The sequence below is a fragment of the Dactylosporangium sp. CA-233914 genome, assembly GCF_050942935.1.
In the GTDB taxonomy this organism is placed as follows: Bacteria; Actinomycetota; Actinomycetes; order Mycobacteriales; family Micromonosporaceae; genus Dactylosporangium.
On the sequence record NZ_CP192030.1, the window covers coordinates 9165704 to 9181343 of the forward strand.

The 15640-nt window shown below is 67.4% G+C and carries 12 protein-coding genes; 5 read left to right on the plus strand and 7 right to left on the minus strand.

Annotated elements, in window-relative coordinates:
• Window positions 1-49: 49 nt before the first annotated feature.
• Entirely contained in the window at window positions 50-1876 is a 1827-nt protein-coding gene (locus tag ACQPY0_RS40965; RefSeq protein ID WP_432973672.1) for a hypothetical protein, read from the plus strand.
• A gap of 302 nt (window positions 1877-2178) precedes the next feature.
• Here ACQPY0_RS40965 and ACQPY0_RS40970 read toward each other — a convergent pair whose 3' ends face one another.
• The 4 genes from ACQPY0_RS40970 to ACQPY0_RS40985 all read right to left on the minus strand — a co-directional run bounded on the left by ACQPY0_RS40970 (window position 2179) and on the right by ACQPY0_RS40985 (window position 7892).
• The gene (locus tag ACQPY0_RS40970; RefSeq protein ID WP_432973674.1) at window positions 2179-2958 is read right to left on the minus strand and encodes a glycosyltransferase family 2 protein; all 780 of its coding nucleotides are present in this window, start codon (window positions 2956-2958) and stop codon (window positions 2179-2181) included.
• 493 nt (window positions 2959-3451) lie between these two features.
• Entirely contained in the window at window positions 3452-3772 is a 321-nt protein-coding gene (locus tag ACQPY0_RS40975) for a hypothetical protein (protein WP_432973676.1), read from the minus strand.
• A gap of 36 nt (window positions 3773-3808) precedes the next feature.
• Complete coding sequence (locus ACQPY0_RS40980) at window positions 3809-6607, minus strand: CHAT domain-containing protein (protein ID WP_432973678.1); 2799 nt, start codon at window positions 6605-6607, stop codon at window positions 3809-3811.
• 403 nt (window positions 6608-7010) lie between these two features.
• The gene (locus ACQPY0_RS40985; protein ID WP_432973680.1) at window positions 7011-7892 is read right to left on the minus strand and encodes an NmrA family NAD(P)-binding protein; all 882 of its coding nucleotides are present in this window, start codon (window positions 7890-7892) and stop codon (window positions 7011-7013) included.
• Between the two features lie 50 nt (window positions 7893-7942).
• Here ACQPY0_RS40985 and ACQPY0_RS40990 point away from each other — a divergent pair, with 50 nt between their 5' ends.
• Complete coding sequence (locus ACQPY0_RS40990) at window positions 7943-8650, plus strand: TetR/AcrR family transcriptional regulator (RefSeq protein WP_432973682.1); 708 nt, start codon at window positions 7943-7945, stop codon at window positions 8648-8650.
• A gap of 602 nt (window positions 8651-9252) precedes the next feature.
• On the opposite strand, the gene ACQPY0_RS40995 is transcribed toward ACQPY0_RS40990, so the two are convergent.
• Complete coding sequence (locus tag ACQPY0_RS40995) at window positions 9253-9678, minus strand: DUF6326 family protein (RefSeq protein WP_432995572.1); 426 nt, start codon at window positions 9676-9678, stop codon at window positions 9253-9255.
• Window positions 9560-10006 (minus strand): DUF6326 family protein, encoded by a 447-nt coding sequence (locus tag ACQPY0_RS41000; RefSeq protein WP_432973684.1) that lies wholly within the window; start codon window positions 10004-10006, stop codon window positions 9560-9562. Before ACQPY0_RS41000 ends, ACQPY0_RS40995 begins: the two co-directional genes overlap by 119 nt.
• Before the next feature lie 275 nt (window positions 10007-10281).
• On the opposite strand from ACQPY0_RS41000, the gene ACQPY0_RS41005 reads away from it, so the two are divergent.
• Entirely contained in the window at window positions 10282-11508 is a 1227-nt protein-coding gene (locus ACQPY0_RS41005; RefSeq protein ID WP_432973686.1) for a sensor histidine kinase, read from the plus strand.
• A gap of 28 nt (window positions 11509-11536) precedes the next feature.
• On the plus strand, window positions 11537-12223 hold the full coding sequence (locus ACQPY0_RS41010; protein ID WP_432973688.1) for a response regulator: 687 nt from the start codon (window positions 11537-11539) through the stop codon (window positions 12221-12223).
• Between the two features lie 442 nt (window positions 12224-12665).
• On the opposite strand, the gene ACQPY0_RS41015 is transcribed toward ACQPY0_RS41010, so the two are convergent.
• Window positions 12666-13034 carry a hypothetical protein gene (locus tag ACQPY0_RS41015; RefSeq protein WP_432973690.1) on the minus strand — a complete coding sequence of 123 codons (369 nt, stop codon included), beginning with the start codon at window positions 13032-13034 and terminating at the stop codon, window positions 12666-12668.
• Window positions 13035-13349: 315 nt separating this feature from the next.
• On the opposite strand from ACQPY0_RS41015, the gene ACQPY0_RS41020 reads away from it, so the two are divergent.
• A complete protein-coding gene (locus ACQPY0_RS41020) occupies window positions 13350-15380 on the plus strand; it encodes a hypothetical protein (protein WP_432973692.1) in 2031 nt (676 codons plus the stop codon).
• Window positions 15381-15640: the final 260 nt, after the last annotated feature.

Sequence of the window (15640 nt, forward strand, 5' to 3'; positions counted from 1 at the left end):
TCACATTGACTGTCCGACCGTTCAATGAATCGCATCGACAGGAGGCAAAATGCTGCTCGCTGCCCAGGTGCGGCGCCGTGCCATCACCTCCAGCCTGCTGACGGCGGCGCTTGTCGTCGGCAGCCTGGCCGTGCCGGAGGTCGCCCCGCCGGCCCTGGCCGCGCCACCGACCGTTCCAGGCTGCGGTGGCGCCGGGTCCACCGCGTTGCCCGCCTCCACCCCACGCGTGGTGAGCGTCGTCGGCGACAGCTTCAGCTCCGGTGAGGGAACTGGGGCGTACGAGGCGGGGGAGGGCTACTCGACGTTCTGGCGCCACCGCTCCCCCTACGCCCCGGGGGCGATGGCCTGGCTCTACCTGGAGACCACCAACCGACCACTGGCTCCGTCGATCTCGGTGATTGACGGGCAGATCGAGACCGACTGGGGGCCGGACCGGCTCACCTTCCTCGCCTCCTCCGGGGCGCAGACCAAACACCTCGTGCTGCCGCAGGTCGACCCGGACACCGGCGGGCCGCGCAACCAGCCGCAGGCCGACGGCATCCGGCAGGACTCCAACGTCGTGCTCTACGGGTTCGGCGGCAACGACGCCCACTACGCCGACATCCTTGAGGTCGCACTCGCGTCATACATCAAGGCTGCTGCCTCGGCGTTGCTGAGCGGCGAGCTGATCCGACCCTGGATGGCCCGGCAGGAGAGAGACGTCCGGGGGGCGATCGCCCGGGAAACGGCCAACCTGCCCCAGGTCCAGCAGCAGATCTACGGCTCCCTGGCGACCACCCACGCCGCCGCTCCGGGCGCGCTGATTGTGGTCAGCCTCTACCCGGTGGGGGTCAAGGCGAGCGGCAACCCGTTCACCCCGTTCCTCACCGGAGGGGCCCTGGACGCGATGTACGGGTACGCCGTCGCCCTGAACGACACGCTCCGCGCAGCGGTCAACCAGTTCAACGCCAACCACCCGAACCAGCCGAAGATCGAGATCTTCGACCCGAACACCGCCGGACCCGGTGGCACCAGCGTGGTCGCCGGCCACGAGACCGGCCAGCCGAACTCGTACTTCAACCCATGGCTGGCCGACTTCGGACTGCTGGCCAAAGGCGAAAAACTGCATGCGTTCCAGGAGAGCCACCACCCGAACCGGGCCGGTACGATCGCGCTGGGCAGAGCGCTTTCGACCTGGCTGCAGGTGAAATGCCCAGGCCTGTGGCCGAAGCCGCCGACGTTCAACCAGGTGCTCACCAAGCCGCAGCAGGGCCGGGCCGAGCCCACGCCGGACCAGATGCACGCCGCCGTCTTCGAGACGATGAACGACGCCTGCCGCGACAACTCCGGGCGTTGGAACTGCAGCCGGACGTCCAGTTCGGGCGGCGGTTCCGCGCCGCCCGGGATCAGCTACCCGCCGCCGGGCAGCTCGATCTTCGAGCTGTGGCTGGGTCAGTGGGTCGCGGAGAGTTCCGTCACCGGCAGCAGCGACCCGACGACCACGGGCACCGGAGACGCCAGCACACCAGGGGGCAATAACCCGGTGGACTGGCTCACCCCCTGCTGTGGCCGGAGCGTCTACTTCTACCAGGACGACAACGGCGACTGGGTCATGGTCGAGTACGGCGGCGACCTCACCGGCAACCGGTACACCCTGCTGCCCAAGGACGCCGTCGTCGCCGGCTCCATCACGTACTACCCACCGAACCCATACGGGATGCCCGGCGCGTATGGGGTCGACTGGGAGGGCAGCTTCGACAACCCGTTCGGATACGGGCCGACCGAGATCTACCAGTACTACGACGCCGGCGGCGGAAGCGGCGGCGGCGGCCTGCTCTGCGACGGAATATCCATCCCGTGCAACTCCATGTTCGCCCAAAGTGATTCACTCGCCTGACCAGGCGGCCCGAGCACTGGGTCGGCACCGGCGTCCGCGACGGTGCCGACCCCGGGCAACCCGCCCGTGCGCCGATGGCCCAGGCGTCCGCCTCCAGCCTGTGGATTGCGCAACGTCGCGATGGCGCGCTACCAAGGGCGGCGCCAGGCCCCATCCTCGTACCGGATCTGGTCGCAGTCACCGGGGATCCCGTCAAATGCGCCGCGATCAACAATGCCTGCGAGCTGACTCCACGCTTCCGGCGGCAGTCCCGGTCGAGCAGCACCTCGGGCATTCCCGTAGCTTGCTCGATCAGGACTCGATCAGGACAGCTCCCTGATATGCCCTTCCGCGCTTCGTACAGGCGCCTCAGGCAGTCGTCGGCGATGTCGCCGACGGTGTCCGCGAGCCGGTCTCCGAGCTTGACCGCAGGCTTTCGGAGAACGGCAGCCACAGCCACGGTCGGGGCTCCGATGTGGATGAGCCACGGAAGCCGCCAACGCTCCCTTGCGCTCATAGGTCGCCACCGCACCGAGCCGTACCGCGACCGGATAGTCGCCGCGCCTCGTGGTGAACAGCGGCCGGACCTCCACGCTCTGCGCCACCAGCCCGGCCGCCAGGAGTGCCACGCCGAACGGCCAGCCGGCAGCGGCGGCGACGATGCCCAGGATCAGCAGCCCCGTGGTGTGCACGGGCACGTGCATGACGTATCCCTCGAACGGCATCCGCAGCCCGTACTCGGCGCAGCGCTGCAGCAGCCGGGCGAGGCCGCGCGGAATACCCGAGTAGGCGCGCCACAGGAACTCCCGCACGCTCGCGTGCTGGTGGAGGTGGTACGCGGTGATGGCCGGGTCGTAGCGGAACACGTGACCGGCGTTGAGCAGCCGCACCTGCACGTAGATGTCGTCACAGGCGCACCGGCGGAACGACGGGTCGTATCCGCCGACGGCGCGCAGCTGGTCCGCCCGCAGGGCGAGCAGGCCGCCGGTCATGGTGTAGGCGCGATCGAGCGACACTTCCGCGAGTTGGTCGAGCTTCGCCTTGCCGCTCTTGGCGTGGTACAGCAGATCCCGAATCTGGTCAATGTAATCCAGCCGGCCCACGTCGCCGCGGTGCGATCGCCTCGGCTGCCGCGTGGTTGGAGCGGGCGGCGGCGCTGAGTCCGGACCCGCAGACACAGGCCGCCCGCCTGCTCGGCGCGGCGGAGTTGGGTTTTCAGCTGGGCCGGTTCGGCCAGGTCGAACGAATTAAGGCGCAGGTCGCGGGGATGGCGCTGCGGCCGCGGGACCGGTCGAGGTTGACGTGGCTGGAGGTGTCTTCCACAACGGTTCCTCGGGCGAGCCGGCCGAGGTGCGTCACCAGGTCGGCATGGCCCGGCAGGCCACCGGCGGGCGCGACATCGACCTTGCGATGCAGCTGCTGGTCGGCGCGGCCAGGCGGGTCTGGTGGCGCGACCCGGGGCGGACAAGGTGCTGCTTGACAAGCAAACCTCATGGGATGTCCGCCTCGATCTTGCCGAACGACGAAAGGAACAGCACCGGCCGACGACACCGGGTTCCGTGTCGGACGTCGCGTACTGCGCGGATGCCCAAACTCTCAGTTCCCGGCAGCCGAGTGCACGGCGACGAACTGCTCGATCTCCCCCACTGACTGGACGTCGCCGAGCACCAGCGTCGCGCCTGACTCCACCTCGATGCTGACCTTCGGCTGATTGGGCTTCGTCCGTAGTGTCTGCCACAGCTCGACGAGCCCCTTCGCCAGCGCCACGGCTGCGGCCGAGACGGTCAGGATCGTCGTCACGTCCCGGGTGGTGTCCGCGCGGGCGGGCACCAGCCCGGCAAGCCCGCTCTCGACGGTCGCCAGGGCTGCGGGGTCGGTGCTCTCGACGACGACGTCCACCTGCAACTCGTCGGCCATCAGTGGTCCCGTCCTTTCATGATCAGGGATTCGGAGTCAGGGCTGGCCGAGGTAACCGAAGCTCGCCCAGTCCTCGGCGCGTCCACGCCGGCGTTCATCGTCCTGCATCGCCAGGAAACACTGGAGAGCCGACGCTCCAGAATGCCTCACTCGGCGGTAATAGTCGACCATCATCGCCGCCGCGGCCTCGTCGCGTATCGGCCAGCGCGTACCGATGAGCGCGTGGGCGCCCGCGCGCAGGAGCGCACCGGGCAGACCATTCCAGGTGTTGGAGCGGCTCTCCGCTGTCAGTGCCGTCGAACATGCCGACAGGCTGATCACCGGGCGGCGGGGGAACCGGACCATGGTCTCGATCTCGCGAGCGCGTAACCGGAACGCCTCGACCTCGCGCCGGACGCTGAAGTGCAGCGAGGACTCGAGCGGATGCCGGTCGTCGTAGGTGCCGTGACAGATCAGGTGGACAAAATCGAAGCCGCCGTTGAGGTGCTCCACGACGAGCCGCTTCGTGCACTCGGCGCCCGGCAGGTAGGTCGCCCGGTCGCCGAAGAGGTCCCGCAATGCCGCAGCCTCCGCGTCAACGAAATGGAGATCCTCACCGTTGTACCCGATGATCAGCAGCCGCTCCTCGCCCGGGTGCCGTTCCTTCGCCGCGGTGCCGCTGCCGAACGTGAAGGCCGGCATGACGGCGACGTGGGGGATGGTAGGACCGGGCGCTGAGCCGTCCGTGCCTGCGGCCGGTCGGGCCGCCTCGATCGGCAGGTTGCTCAGCGCGCTGGGCATCACGACCAGCGCCCGCGTGCAGCCGAAGCCGTCCAGCTGCCCGGCCAGCGGCGCGAGGAGGCAGTCGAACATCGTCCGGCCCAGGGCGTGCAGTCGCTTCTCACGGAACGAGCCCGGCCGCCGATAGAGCTGGGAACGCAGTGCCGCTACCTGGTCGTCGTCGAGCGTCCAGGTGTGCGACCCGAAGCGCGGCTCAGGCGTCCCCGGCGGGCGGATCACCACCGCCGACATCCGTACGCCCACCTCGGCACCGGCTCGGTCCATTGACAGCGACATCAGAGCGGACGGCTCGTCCGCCAGCCGCGCCAGCAACTCATCGACACGCTCGGCGAGACCGGGCAGCGCGTAGTCGTCGTCGAACTGCCCGAACCGGCGGCCGGTCACCTCCTCGCCGGCCCGCTCCTCGACCATGCGGAGGGTCGGTGTGTCGTCCGGGCCGAACATGCCGCCGAAGTACTGCTCCTCGCGCTCGCGCTCCGCCTCGATCATGCGCACGGCGCGCCCCTCATCGGTCAGGGACGCCATTTCGAGGACTTTCCCGCGGTACGTTTCCAGCAGCGCCAGGCCCTCGAACGCCCATCCGATGCTCGTGTAGTTGGTGGCGAGCACGTTGAACGCCTGGTAGAGACGTTCGGCGTCGCCGGCCAGGGCGACCGGGTCGACCTCGAACGCGGTGTCCTTCTTGACATATGTGACCGCGGACTTGAGATGCGGCTGTGCCTCTTCGATGGCACCCAGCCGCGTGAGGAACCGGCCGATCGCCAGGGACCACCGCCACCGGTGGCCGATCTTGCCTGGCTCGCCGGCAAGGACCAGCCTGTGCAGTTCGTTCGCGGCCGCGATCCAGGGCTCAAGTCCCTCGTCGGGGATCTGTTCGCTCCCGTCGGCCGGGTCGATGTCGCCGTTCGCCTCGGCCGGTGGCCGAAGCGCCAGCCGCGTTTCCAGCCGCGCCGCTGTCACGTCCGTTGCAAGTGAACCGGCCAGCGACATGTCGAGTCCGTCGAGGAGTTCCAGCGCCGCGTCGAGGTCGGCATCAGAGGGCGTCCCCCCACGCAGCAGGTCAGCCAGCGCGTACCTGATGCGGAAGAGCTGCGCGGCGGCGCCTTCCGGGTCACGTTCGGCAACCATCTCCGCGAGCGAAGCCGCCTCCCGGGCCGCTTCAATGGCCCGGCGGCGCAGGTCCGGGCGGTCCGTTATCCGCCCAGCCTCATCCTCGTCGTAGACGTCGAGGATGGCGACGACCGCCATCGCGAAGCTGTGCAGGGCCAATGACCGTGGTACCGAATCTTCGTCCACGCCGGCGGCCCGCTCGAAGGCGTCCAGCGCCGCTCTCGCCGCGTATGCGGAGCCGGTAACCCGGAAGTACCGTTGGACCACATTGCCAACGTTGAGCACGAGATTGAACCGGTACGGGTCCGTTTGGTGAGCCGGCAGACCGACCAATGACTCGGCCAGCAGCATCAGCAGGTACAGGTGTGGGTAGCCGCCCCGTTCACGCCCATAGGCGTTGGACAGCTTCCACAGCATCTTGGCGTCGTCGTTGGCCGACGCTCCCCACACATGGTCGTAGTTCTCCAAGACGTTGTGGATACCAAGAGGCGGTAAGCCGATGTTGCCGAACTGCGCGGGCCGGGGCGGCACCGTCTCCGCCTCGACCACATCGACCGTGAACGACCAGCACGACGGGCATCTCCGCTCGATCCAGCTGAAGTACACCATCGTCGACTCGGTTGCACAGTCCGCGCAGCGCCAACGCTCCCGATCCAGGTGCCGGACGATGACCATTTCATCGAACGGCCAGTCCTCCTCGGCCTCGGTCTCCGTCTCCTCTTTCTTCTTCTTTCCAGTCGCGGGCTCCAGCCAGTCATCGCCGCGCAACAGCATGCCCTCGACCGACTCCAGTCGCCACTCCTCGCCGGAGCGCGGATCGCGAAGATAGATCTGGCCATCGGACGAGATGATTCGGCGCAGCTCCGGCTCGTTGAAGAACCACGGAAGCAGCGGTGACTCCGGTGCCATCTGATCGTCGGGCGTCGTCATCATCGTCCGTTTCATAGCCACACTGTCGGCCGTCGTGGTCGACGTCGCGCACACCTGACAAGACCGACGAAGCCCTCGATCTCCGTATCGTGGCCCACGTGAACCCGCTTCCTGCTCGACGATTCACCAGCTGCGTCCACGTTCTACTCCACGAATCGGCGAGCCGCTATACGACTCGCCGGGTGCGTACAGCTGCATCACCGACCCGGCGCCGTTCCGGCGGATCAGCGACCGCAGCCTGTTCCACGGCACCGCCGGGCTCCTCTCCACCGCCCGACGCATCCGCGCTGCCGAACAGGATCGCGAGGATTGAGTACGTCATTTGTTGGATAGTCCTTTCGACGGGGGCGTCGCACGTGCGTGCGACGCCCCCGTGGCAGCGCGATCATCGCTGCAGAACACCACGCTGGGCTGAGTGTCAGCCGGCAGCCAGGAGGTGGGCGCGGATCGCCGCGGCGCCGGACTCGTTGAGCCAGTCGGCGAAGGTCCGCAGCCCGGGATGGATTACGCGCAGCGCCTCGATGTCGGCGTGCCAGCGGTGGCCGGCCTGCCAGCGCTTTCTGGTCTCGGCGATGACCGGCCCGAGCGCCTCGGCCTCGTCGTCGGTAATCTGCTCGTAGCGGACCGGGATGCCGGTGGCCTCGCTGATCGCCGCGGCCGCCTCGACGGGAGTTGGCTGGTCGCCGGCCAGTTCCAGCGTGCGGCCGGCGAACCGTTCCGGCGCCGCGAATGCCAGTGCCGTGAAGTCGGCGATGTCTTCCAACGCTACGACCTGCATGGGGTCGTTTGGCGGGAAGAGGTGGCGGTGTACTCCGCCGGAGATGCCGTCGAGACCCAGCACCCCGGTGCCGATGTAGTTGGTCATGAACCGCACCGGCCGCAGAACCGTCGGTAGCGCGATGGTGTCGAAAAGATGTCGCTCGATACGTACCTTTGCGGCCGATCCCGACGCGACGGTGCTGAAGACGACCTGCTCGACCCCGGCTGTGGCTGTGGCGTCGATCAGCGCCCGTCCGCGCCTGACCTCGAGTTCGGTGTCGGGCCCGGAAGGGCTGATGGCGGTCGGTTGCATGGCGAACACGGCGGCGACGTCCTTGAGGGCGGCCGGCAGGCTCGCCGGATCGTCGAAATCGCCTTGCGCGAGCTCAGCGCCGGCCGCGGCGAGTGCCGCGGCGGATGCCGTCGCTTCTTTCCGTACGAGCACGCGCACCGACCGCCCCTCGGCGAGCAGCCGCCGAGCGACCGAGCCGCCTTGCTTGCCGGTGGCGCCGGTGACCAGAACTGTGGTGGATACTGTCATGATGCGGAATGCTCCACCCGTTTCCGAGCGGCCGGCAAGGGTTGCGTGACATGACCGCCATGCGTGCCGACGCCGTCCGGAACCGCAAGCTCGTGCTGCGCGCCGCAGCCCAGGCCTTCGCCGCCGAGGGGCTGGAGGTTCCGCTCGGCCGGGTCGCCCAGCGCGCCGGTGTGGGTGCGGGCACGGTCTACCGGCATTTCCCGAGCAAGACGATCCTGGTCGAGGCGGTCTTCGCGCAGCATCTCGACGACCTGGTGTCGGCAGCCGACCGGTGGGCCGCCCGGGCAACGCCCGGCGACGCATTGCTCGGCTTTCTGTTCGAGGTGATCGAGAAATGCGCCCGGGGCAAGTACCTCTGCGACGCTCTGGTGGCCGACCGCAGCTGGCCGCACGCAACCTTCGCCGCGGCGGCCCGGAGGTTCGGTGAGGCGCTGGATCGCCTGCTGCACAGCGCGAAGCGCGCTGGCACGATCGATGCGAAGCTGCATATTGAAGACTTGAACGCGCTGATCGCCGGCGGCGCGACGCTGTGTTCGGCCCACCCGAGCCGAGCTGGCGGCACGCGACTCATCTGGCAGCTACTCAACAGCCTGCGGCGGCCCGGCGTCACGAAAGGTGCCGAGTTACGTGACGACGAGCGTCCCGATTCCTGCGCCGAGTGCGGCAGCCCGCTGCGCGTCAAGAACACCGGACGGCCAGCCCGCTACTGCTCTCCCGCGTGCCGCCAGCGCGCTCGCCGCCGTCGCATCATGCGCTGATCCGGAAACGCCCTTCTGCGCCGCACGCGTATCGGCCGGTAGAAGAAAGCCCTGGATGCCGATGTGGTGTTCGGCGAGCCGTTCGACAACGACGGCCGCGCGCCCTACGTGCAATCCACACCGAAACACAGAGGAGGGCGTATCCGGTGTCCGGAGGAGCCACTCGGGTGTCCAGGTCACTCCCGGACCGACCAGTTCGGGGGCGAGGCGTTTGTGGCCCATGAGTTCGGCGACGATGACGATGTCGTGGCCTGCGGTGGGGCGATCAATCAGCGATGATGCAGCCACGAGCGCGGTCCTTCTTCTGATCATCCAGCGTAGACAACTGCATGATCACCACAGGGCCGCGCTCGTCCTGTGAGCCTGCCGCAACGGGCGTGGCTATCCCGGACCCGACGAACCGGTCAAATACCTACCTTGCAAAGGCCCTGGGGTCCTCGACCAGGGCGGCGCCATCGACTGGGCTCGTCGGTGAGTTACTCGACCGGGGGGCCGATCCGGATGCGCGCACCGCGTGGGGACAGACGCCGTTGATCCGGGCGGCAAAGAAGGCACACCCGGCCGCGGCGGCGGGCTTCACGCCGTAGGACTTACACGGATACCTACTGTCGAAGGTCGGTCGTCGCGGGACCGGCTGGGACGGCGGGGGTTCGAGGCCATTTCCAGGCGGAGCGCAGGATGAAGGCCAGGAGCAGCACCTCGATTCCGATGGAGAGGCCGTAGAAGGAGGCCCAGGCCCAGGACTCCCCTACCGCGTTGACCACCGAGTAGGGGATGTAGAGCAATGCAACGACGAGGTTCGTGGCGCGGTTCACCCGGGCGGGCAGCGTCATGGAGAGCATCACCATCAGGGCCGGGATCGCCACGGACGTGAGCATCATGGTCAACAACGTCGGGCTGATGTCGAACTCAAAGACGACGCCAGCCAGGATGTTGTCGATGACGCCAGGCTTGTAGAGGTGGAAGTAGTCGACGTAGATGTAGAGGAACATGAAGCTGGTCCATGCGGCGGCGAGCTTGGCCTGCACGGGGATCGGCGGGTTGTCGAGCAGGTTCGGGGTTTTCCTTCGGATGGTCATCGGTTCTTCTTTCGAGAGGAGCGGTCCCTCCGCCGGAGTGGCGGCAGGGATGTACCGAGGCCGCGCCCACCTGGACGAGCATCGCCGCGACGTTGGCCCACCGACTCACCGTCGGCTTCAGTACCCGCGACAGCAACACCATCAGGATCGGAATCTCGCCCGTGACCGCCGCCGCGACCAGGAGGGTTTGGGTGATTCGGGTGCCGTCCGCGTATCCGGACATGATTCCCCGAAGGAGTTCGGGGTCCAGGTAACTGACGATGTCCGTGTAGATCATAGTGAGCACTACGACGATCCACAGCGTCGAGATTTTCGTTCGGATGTCGCTGATCGGGTCTCATTTCCCTTTCCGCGTCATTCGTTGGCGTAGGAATGGTCGGAATTGGTTTCGGAGTCTTCTTTGGCTGTCCGTTCCGGTGATGTGGAACAGATTGCTGGAGCGGCCGGATACGCCGCTACGAGCCAAGGTCGATGGTGGTGGGCCGAAGGTCTACACCTGGGGATCGACTTTGGTCGGATGCCGTGGGGCCCGGCCGGCCGTACCCTTTGATCATGATGGCCCCGGCGGACCCGCAGGATCGGAGCCCGCTACCGGCGGGCGTGATCAGCGGTGCTGGCAACGACCCGGTGCGCCCGGCCGGGCCCACGGCGCGCGATCGGCTGGTCGACGCCCTTTGTTTCCTGCTGGCCGTCGGCGTCACGGTGCAGACCCTGTTCGACAGCCGCGCGCAACACATCGCACCGGCGCCGCTCGCCGTGGACCTCATCCTCGGCGGGCTGTGCTGTCTCGGGGTATGGCTGCGCCGGCGCTGGCCGGTCGGCTTCGCCGTGGTCGCGGGTCTGGTCAGCGTCTACTCGACGTCGGCGGCGGGCGCGGCGCTCATCGCGCTGTTCACCGTCGCGGTGCACCGGCGCTTCGCGGTGGTCGCCCCGATCGTGGCTGGGTACGCGCTCGTCCTGTTCCTGACGCTGCTGGTTCGGCCCGACGTCCCAGTCGGGTCCCCGTCGGAGATCGTGCTGGGCGTCGTCTTCGCGGCCGCGGTACTCGCCTGGGGCATGTTTGTACGGGCCCGACGCCAGTCGCTGCGGGAGCGGGCTGGGCGGGTCGAGGCCGAACAGGAACTGCGCGTCGCCGAAGCCCGCCAGGGCGAACGCAACCGGATCGCCCGGGAGATGCACGACGTGCTCGCCCACCGCCTGTCCCTGCTGAGCCTGCACGCCGGGGCGCTGGAGCTACGCCCCGACGCCGCGCCCGAGGAGGTCGCCCGTGCCGCCGGGGTGATCCGCGACAGCGCCTACCAGGCGCTGGAGGACCTTCGGGAGGTGATCGGCGTCCTCCGTACCGGTGTCGACCGGTCCGACGAGACGCCGGAACGGCCGCAGCCCACCCTGGCCGACCTCCCTGACCTCGTCGACCAATCGCGGCGCGCCGGGATGCGGGTACGGCTCGACTGGCAGACCGACGCGCTTTCCGCCGTACCGGCTGGTGTGGGGCGCAGCGCGTACCGGATCGTGCAGGAAGGGCTGACCAACGCCCGCAAGCACGCCCCCGACGGCGAGGTGGCCGTCACCGTCCGGGCAACCCCGCGCGACGGCGTAACCGTCGAGATCCGCAACCCGTACCCGGCCGAGACCAGCCCTGCCGGCATCCCCGGCGCCGGCATCGGCCTCATCGGGCTCACCGAACGGGCCGCCCTCGCCGGCGGACGCCTCGAACACGGCCCCACCCCCGCCGGTGACTTCCGGCTCAGGGCCTGGCTACCGTGGCCTACCCTCTGATCGCGGTCGGAATCAGCCTCCGGCCCAGGTGAGCACGGACAAGGAGCCCAACGTGAACGCACCGGTGCGGGTCCTCATCGTCGACGACGACCCGCTCGTGCGGGCCGGCCTCACCATGGTCATCGGCGGCTCGCCGGACATCGCCGTGGTGGGCGAGGCCGGCGACGGAAGCGAAGTAGCCGCCGCCGTCGACGCATACGCCCCGGACGTGGTGCTGATGGACATCCGCATGCCCACCCTCGACGGCCTCGCCGCCACCGAGCGACTCCGCGCCCGACCCGACCCACCCGAGGTCATCGTCCTGACCACCTTCGACGCTGACGAGTACGTCCTGCGCGCCCTGCGCGCCGGGGCCAGCGGCTTCCTGCTCAAACACACGCCACCCGCCGAGATCCTGCGCGCCATCGCGCGGGTTGCAGCCGGCGAACCCATCCTGTCGCCGACCGTCACCCGACGGCTCATCGCCCACCTCAGCGACACCGGCGCCGCCGCCCGGCAACAGCACGCCACCACCGCGCTGCATCAGCTCAGCGAACGCGAACGCGAGGTCGCCATCGCCGTCGGGCGGGGCAAGTCCAACGCCGAGATCGCGGGCGAGCTGTTCATGAGCGTGGCCACCGTGAAAGCCCACATTTCCCGCCTACTCACCAAACTCGATCTCAACAACCGTACCCAGGTCGCCCTACTCGCCCACGACGCCGGCCTCACCGACTGACACCGGAAGCCTTCTGGCCCCCGCCCGCACCCGGCGTGGGCAGGCGAGCCGACCCGCTGGCCGGCGAGCCGGCCAACCCCTCACCGCCAGACAGCTCAGGCGGGGCCATCGACCACTTGCTATTGCCCAACTTCCGCACATCGGCTCCGGACGCCGCTGGACCCGCCTGCGCGTCACATCGCGTAGTCGGTGACCTTCGCGTGAGGCAGTCGTCTCGTCGGCCGAGCGCGCGCACCCAGTTACCAAGGCCAATGATTGCTTTGTACGAGTTGGCGTACGCGGCTGTGCAACTGAGCCCGTACGCCGACACCAGGGCGCCAGCCAGCTGGTACGGGCGACGGCGAGGGCGGGATCCGCCGTCGGCAAATTGGCCGGTGGGGGTCCCGCCCGCGGAAGTCGCGTTAGCTCAAAGCAGGCCGCGCGTGGCCCGGCCGCCCAACGTTCAGGGCGTGGCGCTGGCGGTGTTCTCGATTCGGATCAGTTGGCGAATGCTGGTCCGAGCTGCGGCTAGATCGTCGTGTGTTTCGTTGAGTTGCCCGGCCAGGTCGGTGATGAGCGCCTGCGCGCTTTCGAGATCGCTTTGGAGCCGCTGGTTCAGCACGGTGAGTTCATCGACGCGAGTGCCGAGGTCGGCGGCGCCGAATTGGTCGAGTTGCTGGCCGAGGTTGCGGCGGACCGCGGCTTTGAGGCGGTCGACTTCTTCGCGTAGGCGCCGGTTGTCCTGTTGAAGCAGCTGTTGTTCGACTTTCCATCCTGCCGGGGCGATGATGGCGGCGCTGGCGTCAACGCCCGCGCGCTCATCCGCACTCACCTTTCGGTCACACCGACAACCCGGCCACCGCAGTCGACGTGAGCCGGCGCGACCGCGAATGTGTGCATGCGTCCCATCCCGGTCACCCGCTCTGACCGATGGTATGTCTGACCTCCTCGCGGCAGTCGGGTGATGCCGGCCGATGGATGCAAATAGCGCAAGAACCGCGTGGTGAGCGCAACATTGCCGGCTTCCGAGGCCCTGTGTGCCCCCTAGTCTCAACCACACGGGCCGAATGTCACCGACGACAGGCCATTCACGAGGCCCTCAACAACACTCGAGTGGCGAGCCTCGGCGATCCCAAAGGGTTCACCTATGAATGCGTCCAAACAGACAAGATCACGATTCCGTCTCAACACGCCACGCATCGCGGTCGCGGTTCTGATGTTCATTGCGTCGTTCATGGTCGCGCCGGCGGCGTCTGCCCAGGATCAAACGGTCGAGGACCTTGGCGTCCCGATCAGCAATTACCTCATCCTCGACTCCGTCCTTGGCAAGGATGCAGCCGGACGGCCGACGCTCTACGGAAGTACCTACAACACTCCCAGCGACGGCGTGACCTTCTTCGGGGTTGACCCCGTCACCGGCAAGATCCGAACCAAACTGGTCATGCCTGGCGCCTACGGGGGGTATCACGTGACCCTCGGGACGAATGGTCGCGTCTATCTAGGCCCGCTGAATGCCCGAAGCAAACCGGAGATCTGGGAATACGACCCGAAAACGGACAAGATCCGTATCGCGGCCACCGCACCGGACGGACTGTTCTGCTTCGGCATGGAGGCTTCACCCAACGGCAAGATTTATTGCGGCGCCTACGGCAAGGGCATCTACGAGTACGATCCGGCGACCGGCGCCCTTCGTTTCGTCCTGGCAACCGAGACGTTTCCGAAGGGATTACTTGCGCTTGACGACCGGCACCTTCTCATCGCCGAGTCCAGTCCAGCGCGGGTGCTCGTCCTGGATCTCGTCACGGGGAAGACTCGGAGTATTCTCCCGGAAACCTATACGGCGAAATACTCCTTTGCATACAACGCCGTCCGCATCGGAAAGTCCATATATGTCCAACTTGTGACGCCGGACAGCAAGGTGCTCCGATTCGACGCACGAACGCTTGCCTTCATCGATGAGGTGCCGACGATCACAGGGATGGGCTTCGCGCCATACCAGGGGAACGGCTTCATCGCCGTCGGCCCGGATCCGGATCATGCCGGCTCGTCCGTCTTCTATACCGGCCGGCCTCGCCATGACGGCTACCGGATCGACGCCACGCACACCCCGTCGACGTGGGCATCGGGGCCACGGGTGTGGCCCATCAAGATCGGCGACGAGACATGGTACGCGAGTGTCGGTCTGACGGGACAGGTTGGTCGATGGAACCCCGACACTGGCGAACTCAAGACCTATCAACTCAGCCTGCCGGGCAACCCGACCAATGTCACCTCGCTAGCCCAGGCTCCTGACGGCAGGATGTGTGGAGGTACATACGAGACGAACGCTCTCTTCTGTTACGACCCGAAGAGTGGCAACACGGAGGTCCTCGGCAACGTCGCGCCGGGTCGATCCGGAGCGATCTACTCGATGCATTCCGCAGCGGGCAAGCTGTTCATGGGCTCGTACACGTACAACGTCATCACCGTGTATGACCCGACTAAGGCGTGGGCGCCCAGTTCGAGCCTGGGCGGTAATCCTTACGAGTTGGGATCGGTCGGCGACCAGCAGTACCGTCCGTGGGACATGACTGTCGGCCCTGATCACCGCATCTGGGTCGCCTCTGGAGCCGCATACGGCGTGACCCGCGGCGCACTCACTGCTATCGATCCGACTACGTTTCAAGTGCAGTCCTTTCGAGGTCTGGCGGGTGATCAGCACTTTTGGTCGGTGACCTCAGCGGGCGACCGCCTCGTCGCCGGGGGCAGCACTATCGGAGATGACACCCACCTGCCCGGCAGTGCAAAGTTGCTCGTTGTGAAGGTCGATGGCTCCGTCGAGACATCCCTCGTTCCGGTACCCGGGGCCAACCAGATCCTCGCACTGGCCACGGCTCCCGACGGTTCGGTAGTCGGGACGACAGATAATGGCGCATGGTTCCGCTTCGACCCGGCCACCGCGAGCATCATCGCGTCCGGTCAGGTGCCGTTCGGCACCACGTACGACCTCGTTACCGGACCTGACGGCATGTTGTACGGAGGCTCCGCAAACTCGATCTTCAGGTTCAATCCCGCAGACAACTCGTTCGAGTCGGTCGCCAGCCCCGGTGTCCGGTACTACCGGACAATGGCGTTCGACTCCTCAGGCCGGTTGTACTGGGGTAACGACGCCGGGCATCTGCTGCGGGTCAAGCCCTGAGCCCGTCATCCCACTGAATCGGCAGCGGTTGGGCCGACCCCACTTGCTTGGGGTCGGCCCTTTGTCACGAGGTCTGAAGTGTGAATCGGCCGTAAGTCTTGGCAGTGGTCGACCTGGGGTCGGCTGGCGGGGTCGTGGCGGACACGCAACGCTCTCGCCGCCACGACGATCGGACTGCTCAAGGACGAAGCGATCCGCGACGACTCCCCGTTCCGTACGGGACGGCTGCGCACAATCGACGATGTCGAATGGGTCGCTGC

Bases quoted from the DNA above. Each gene is read 5' to 3' on its own strand.
- ACQPY0_RS40990 (WP_432973682.1), top strand. From the start codon at position 7,943: ATGACCGCCATGCGTGCCGACGCCGTCCGGAACCGCAAGCTCGTGCTG.
- ACQPY0_RS40985 (WP_432973680.1), bottom strand. From the start codon at position 7,892: ATGACAGTATCCACCACAGTTCTGGTCACCGGCGCCACCGGCAAGCAA.
- ACQPY0_RS40975 (WP_432973676.1), bottom strand. From the start codon at position 3,772: ATGGCCGACGAGTTGCAGGTGGACGTCGTCGTCGAGAGCACCGACCCC.
- ACQPY0_RS41005 (WP_432973686.1), top strand. From the start codon at position 10,282: ATGATGGCCCCGGCGGACCCGCAGGATCGGAGCCCGCTACCGGCGGGC.
- ACQPY0_RS41000 (WP_432973684.1), bottom strand. From the start codon at position 10,006: ATGATCTACACGGACATCGTCAGTTACCTGGACCCCGAACTCCTTCGG.
- ACQPY0_RS40980 (WP_432973678.1), bottom strand. From the start codon at position 6,607: ATGAAACGGACGATGATGACGACGCCCGACGATCAGATGGCACCGGAG.
- ACQPY0_RS41020 (WP_432973692.1), top strand. From the start codon at position 13,350: ATGAATGCGTCCAAACAGACAAGATCACGATTCCGTCTCAACACGCCA.
- ACQPY0_RS40965 (WP_432973672.1), top strand. From the start codon at position 50: ATGCTGCTCGCTGCCCAGGTGCGGCGCCGTGCCATCACCTCCAGCCTG.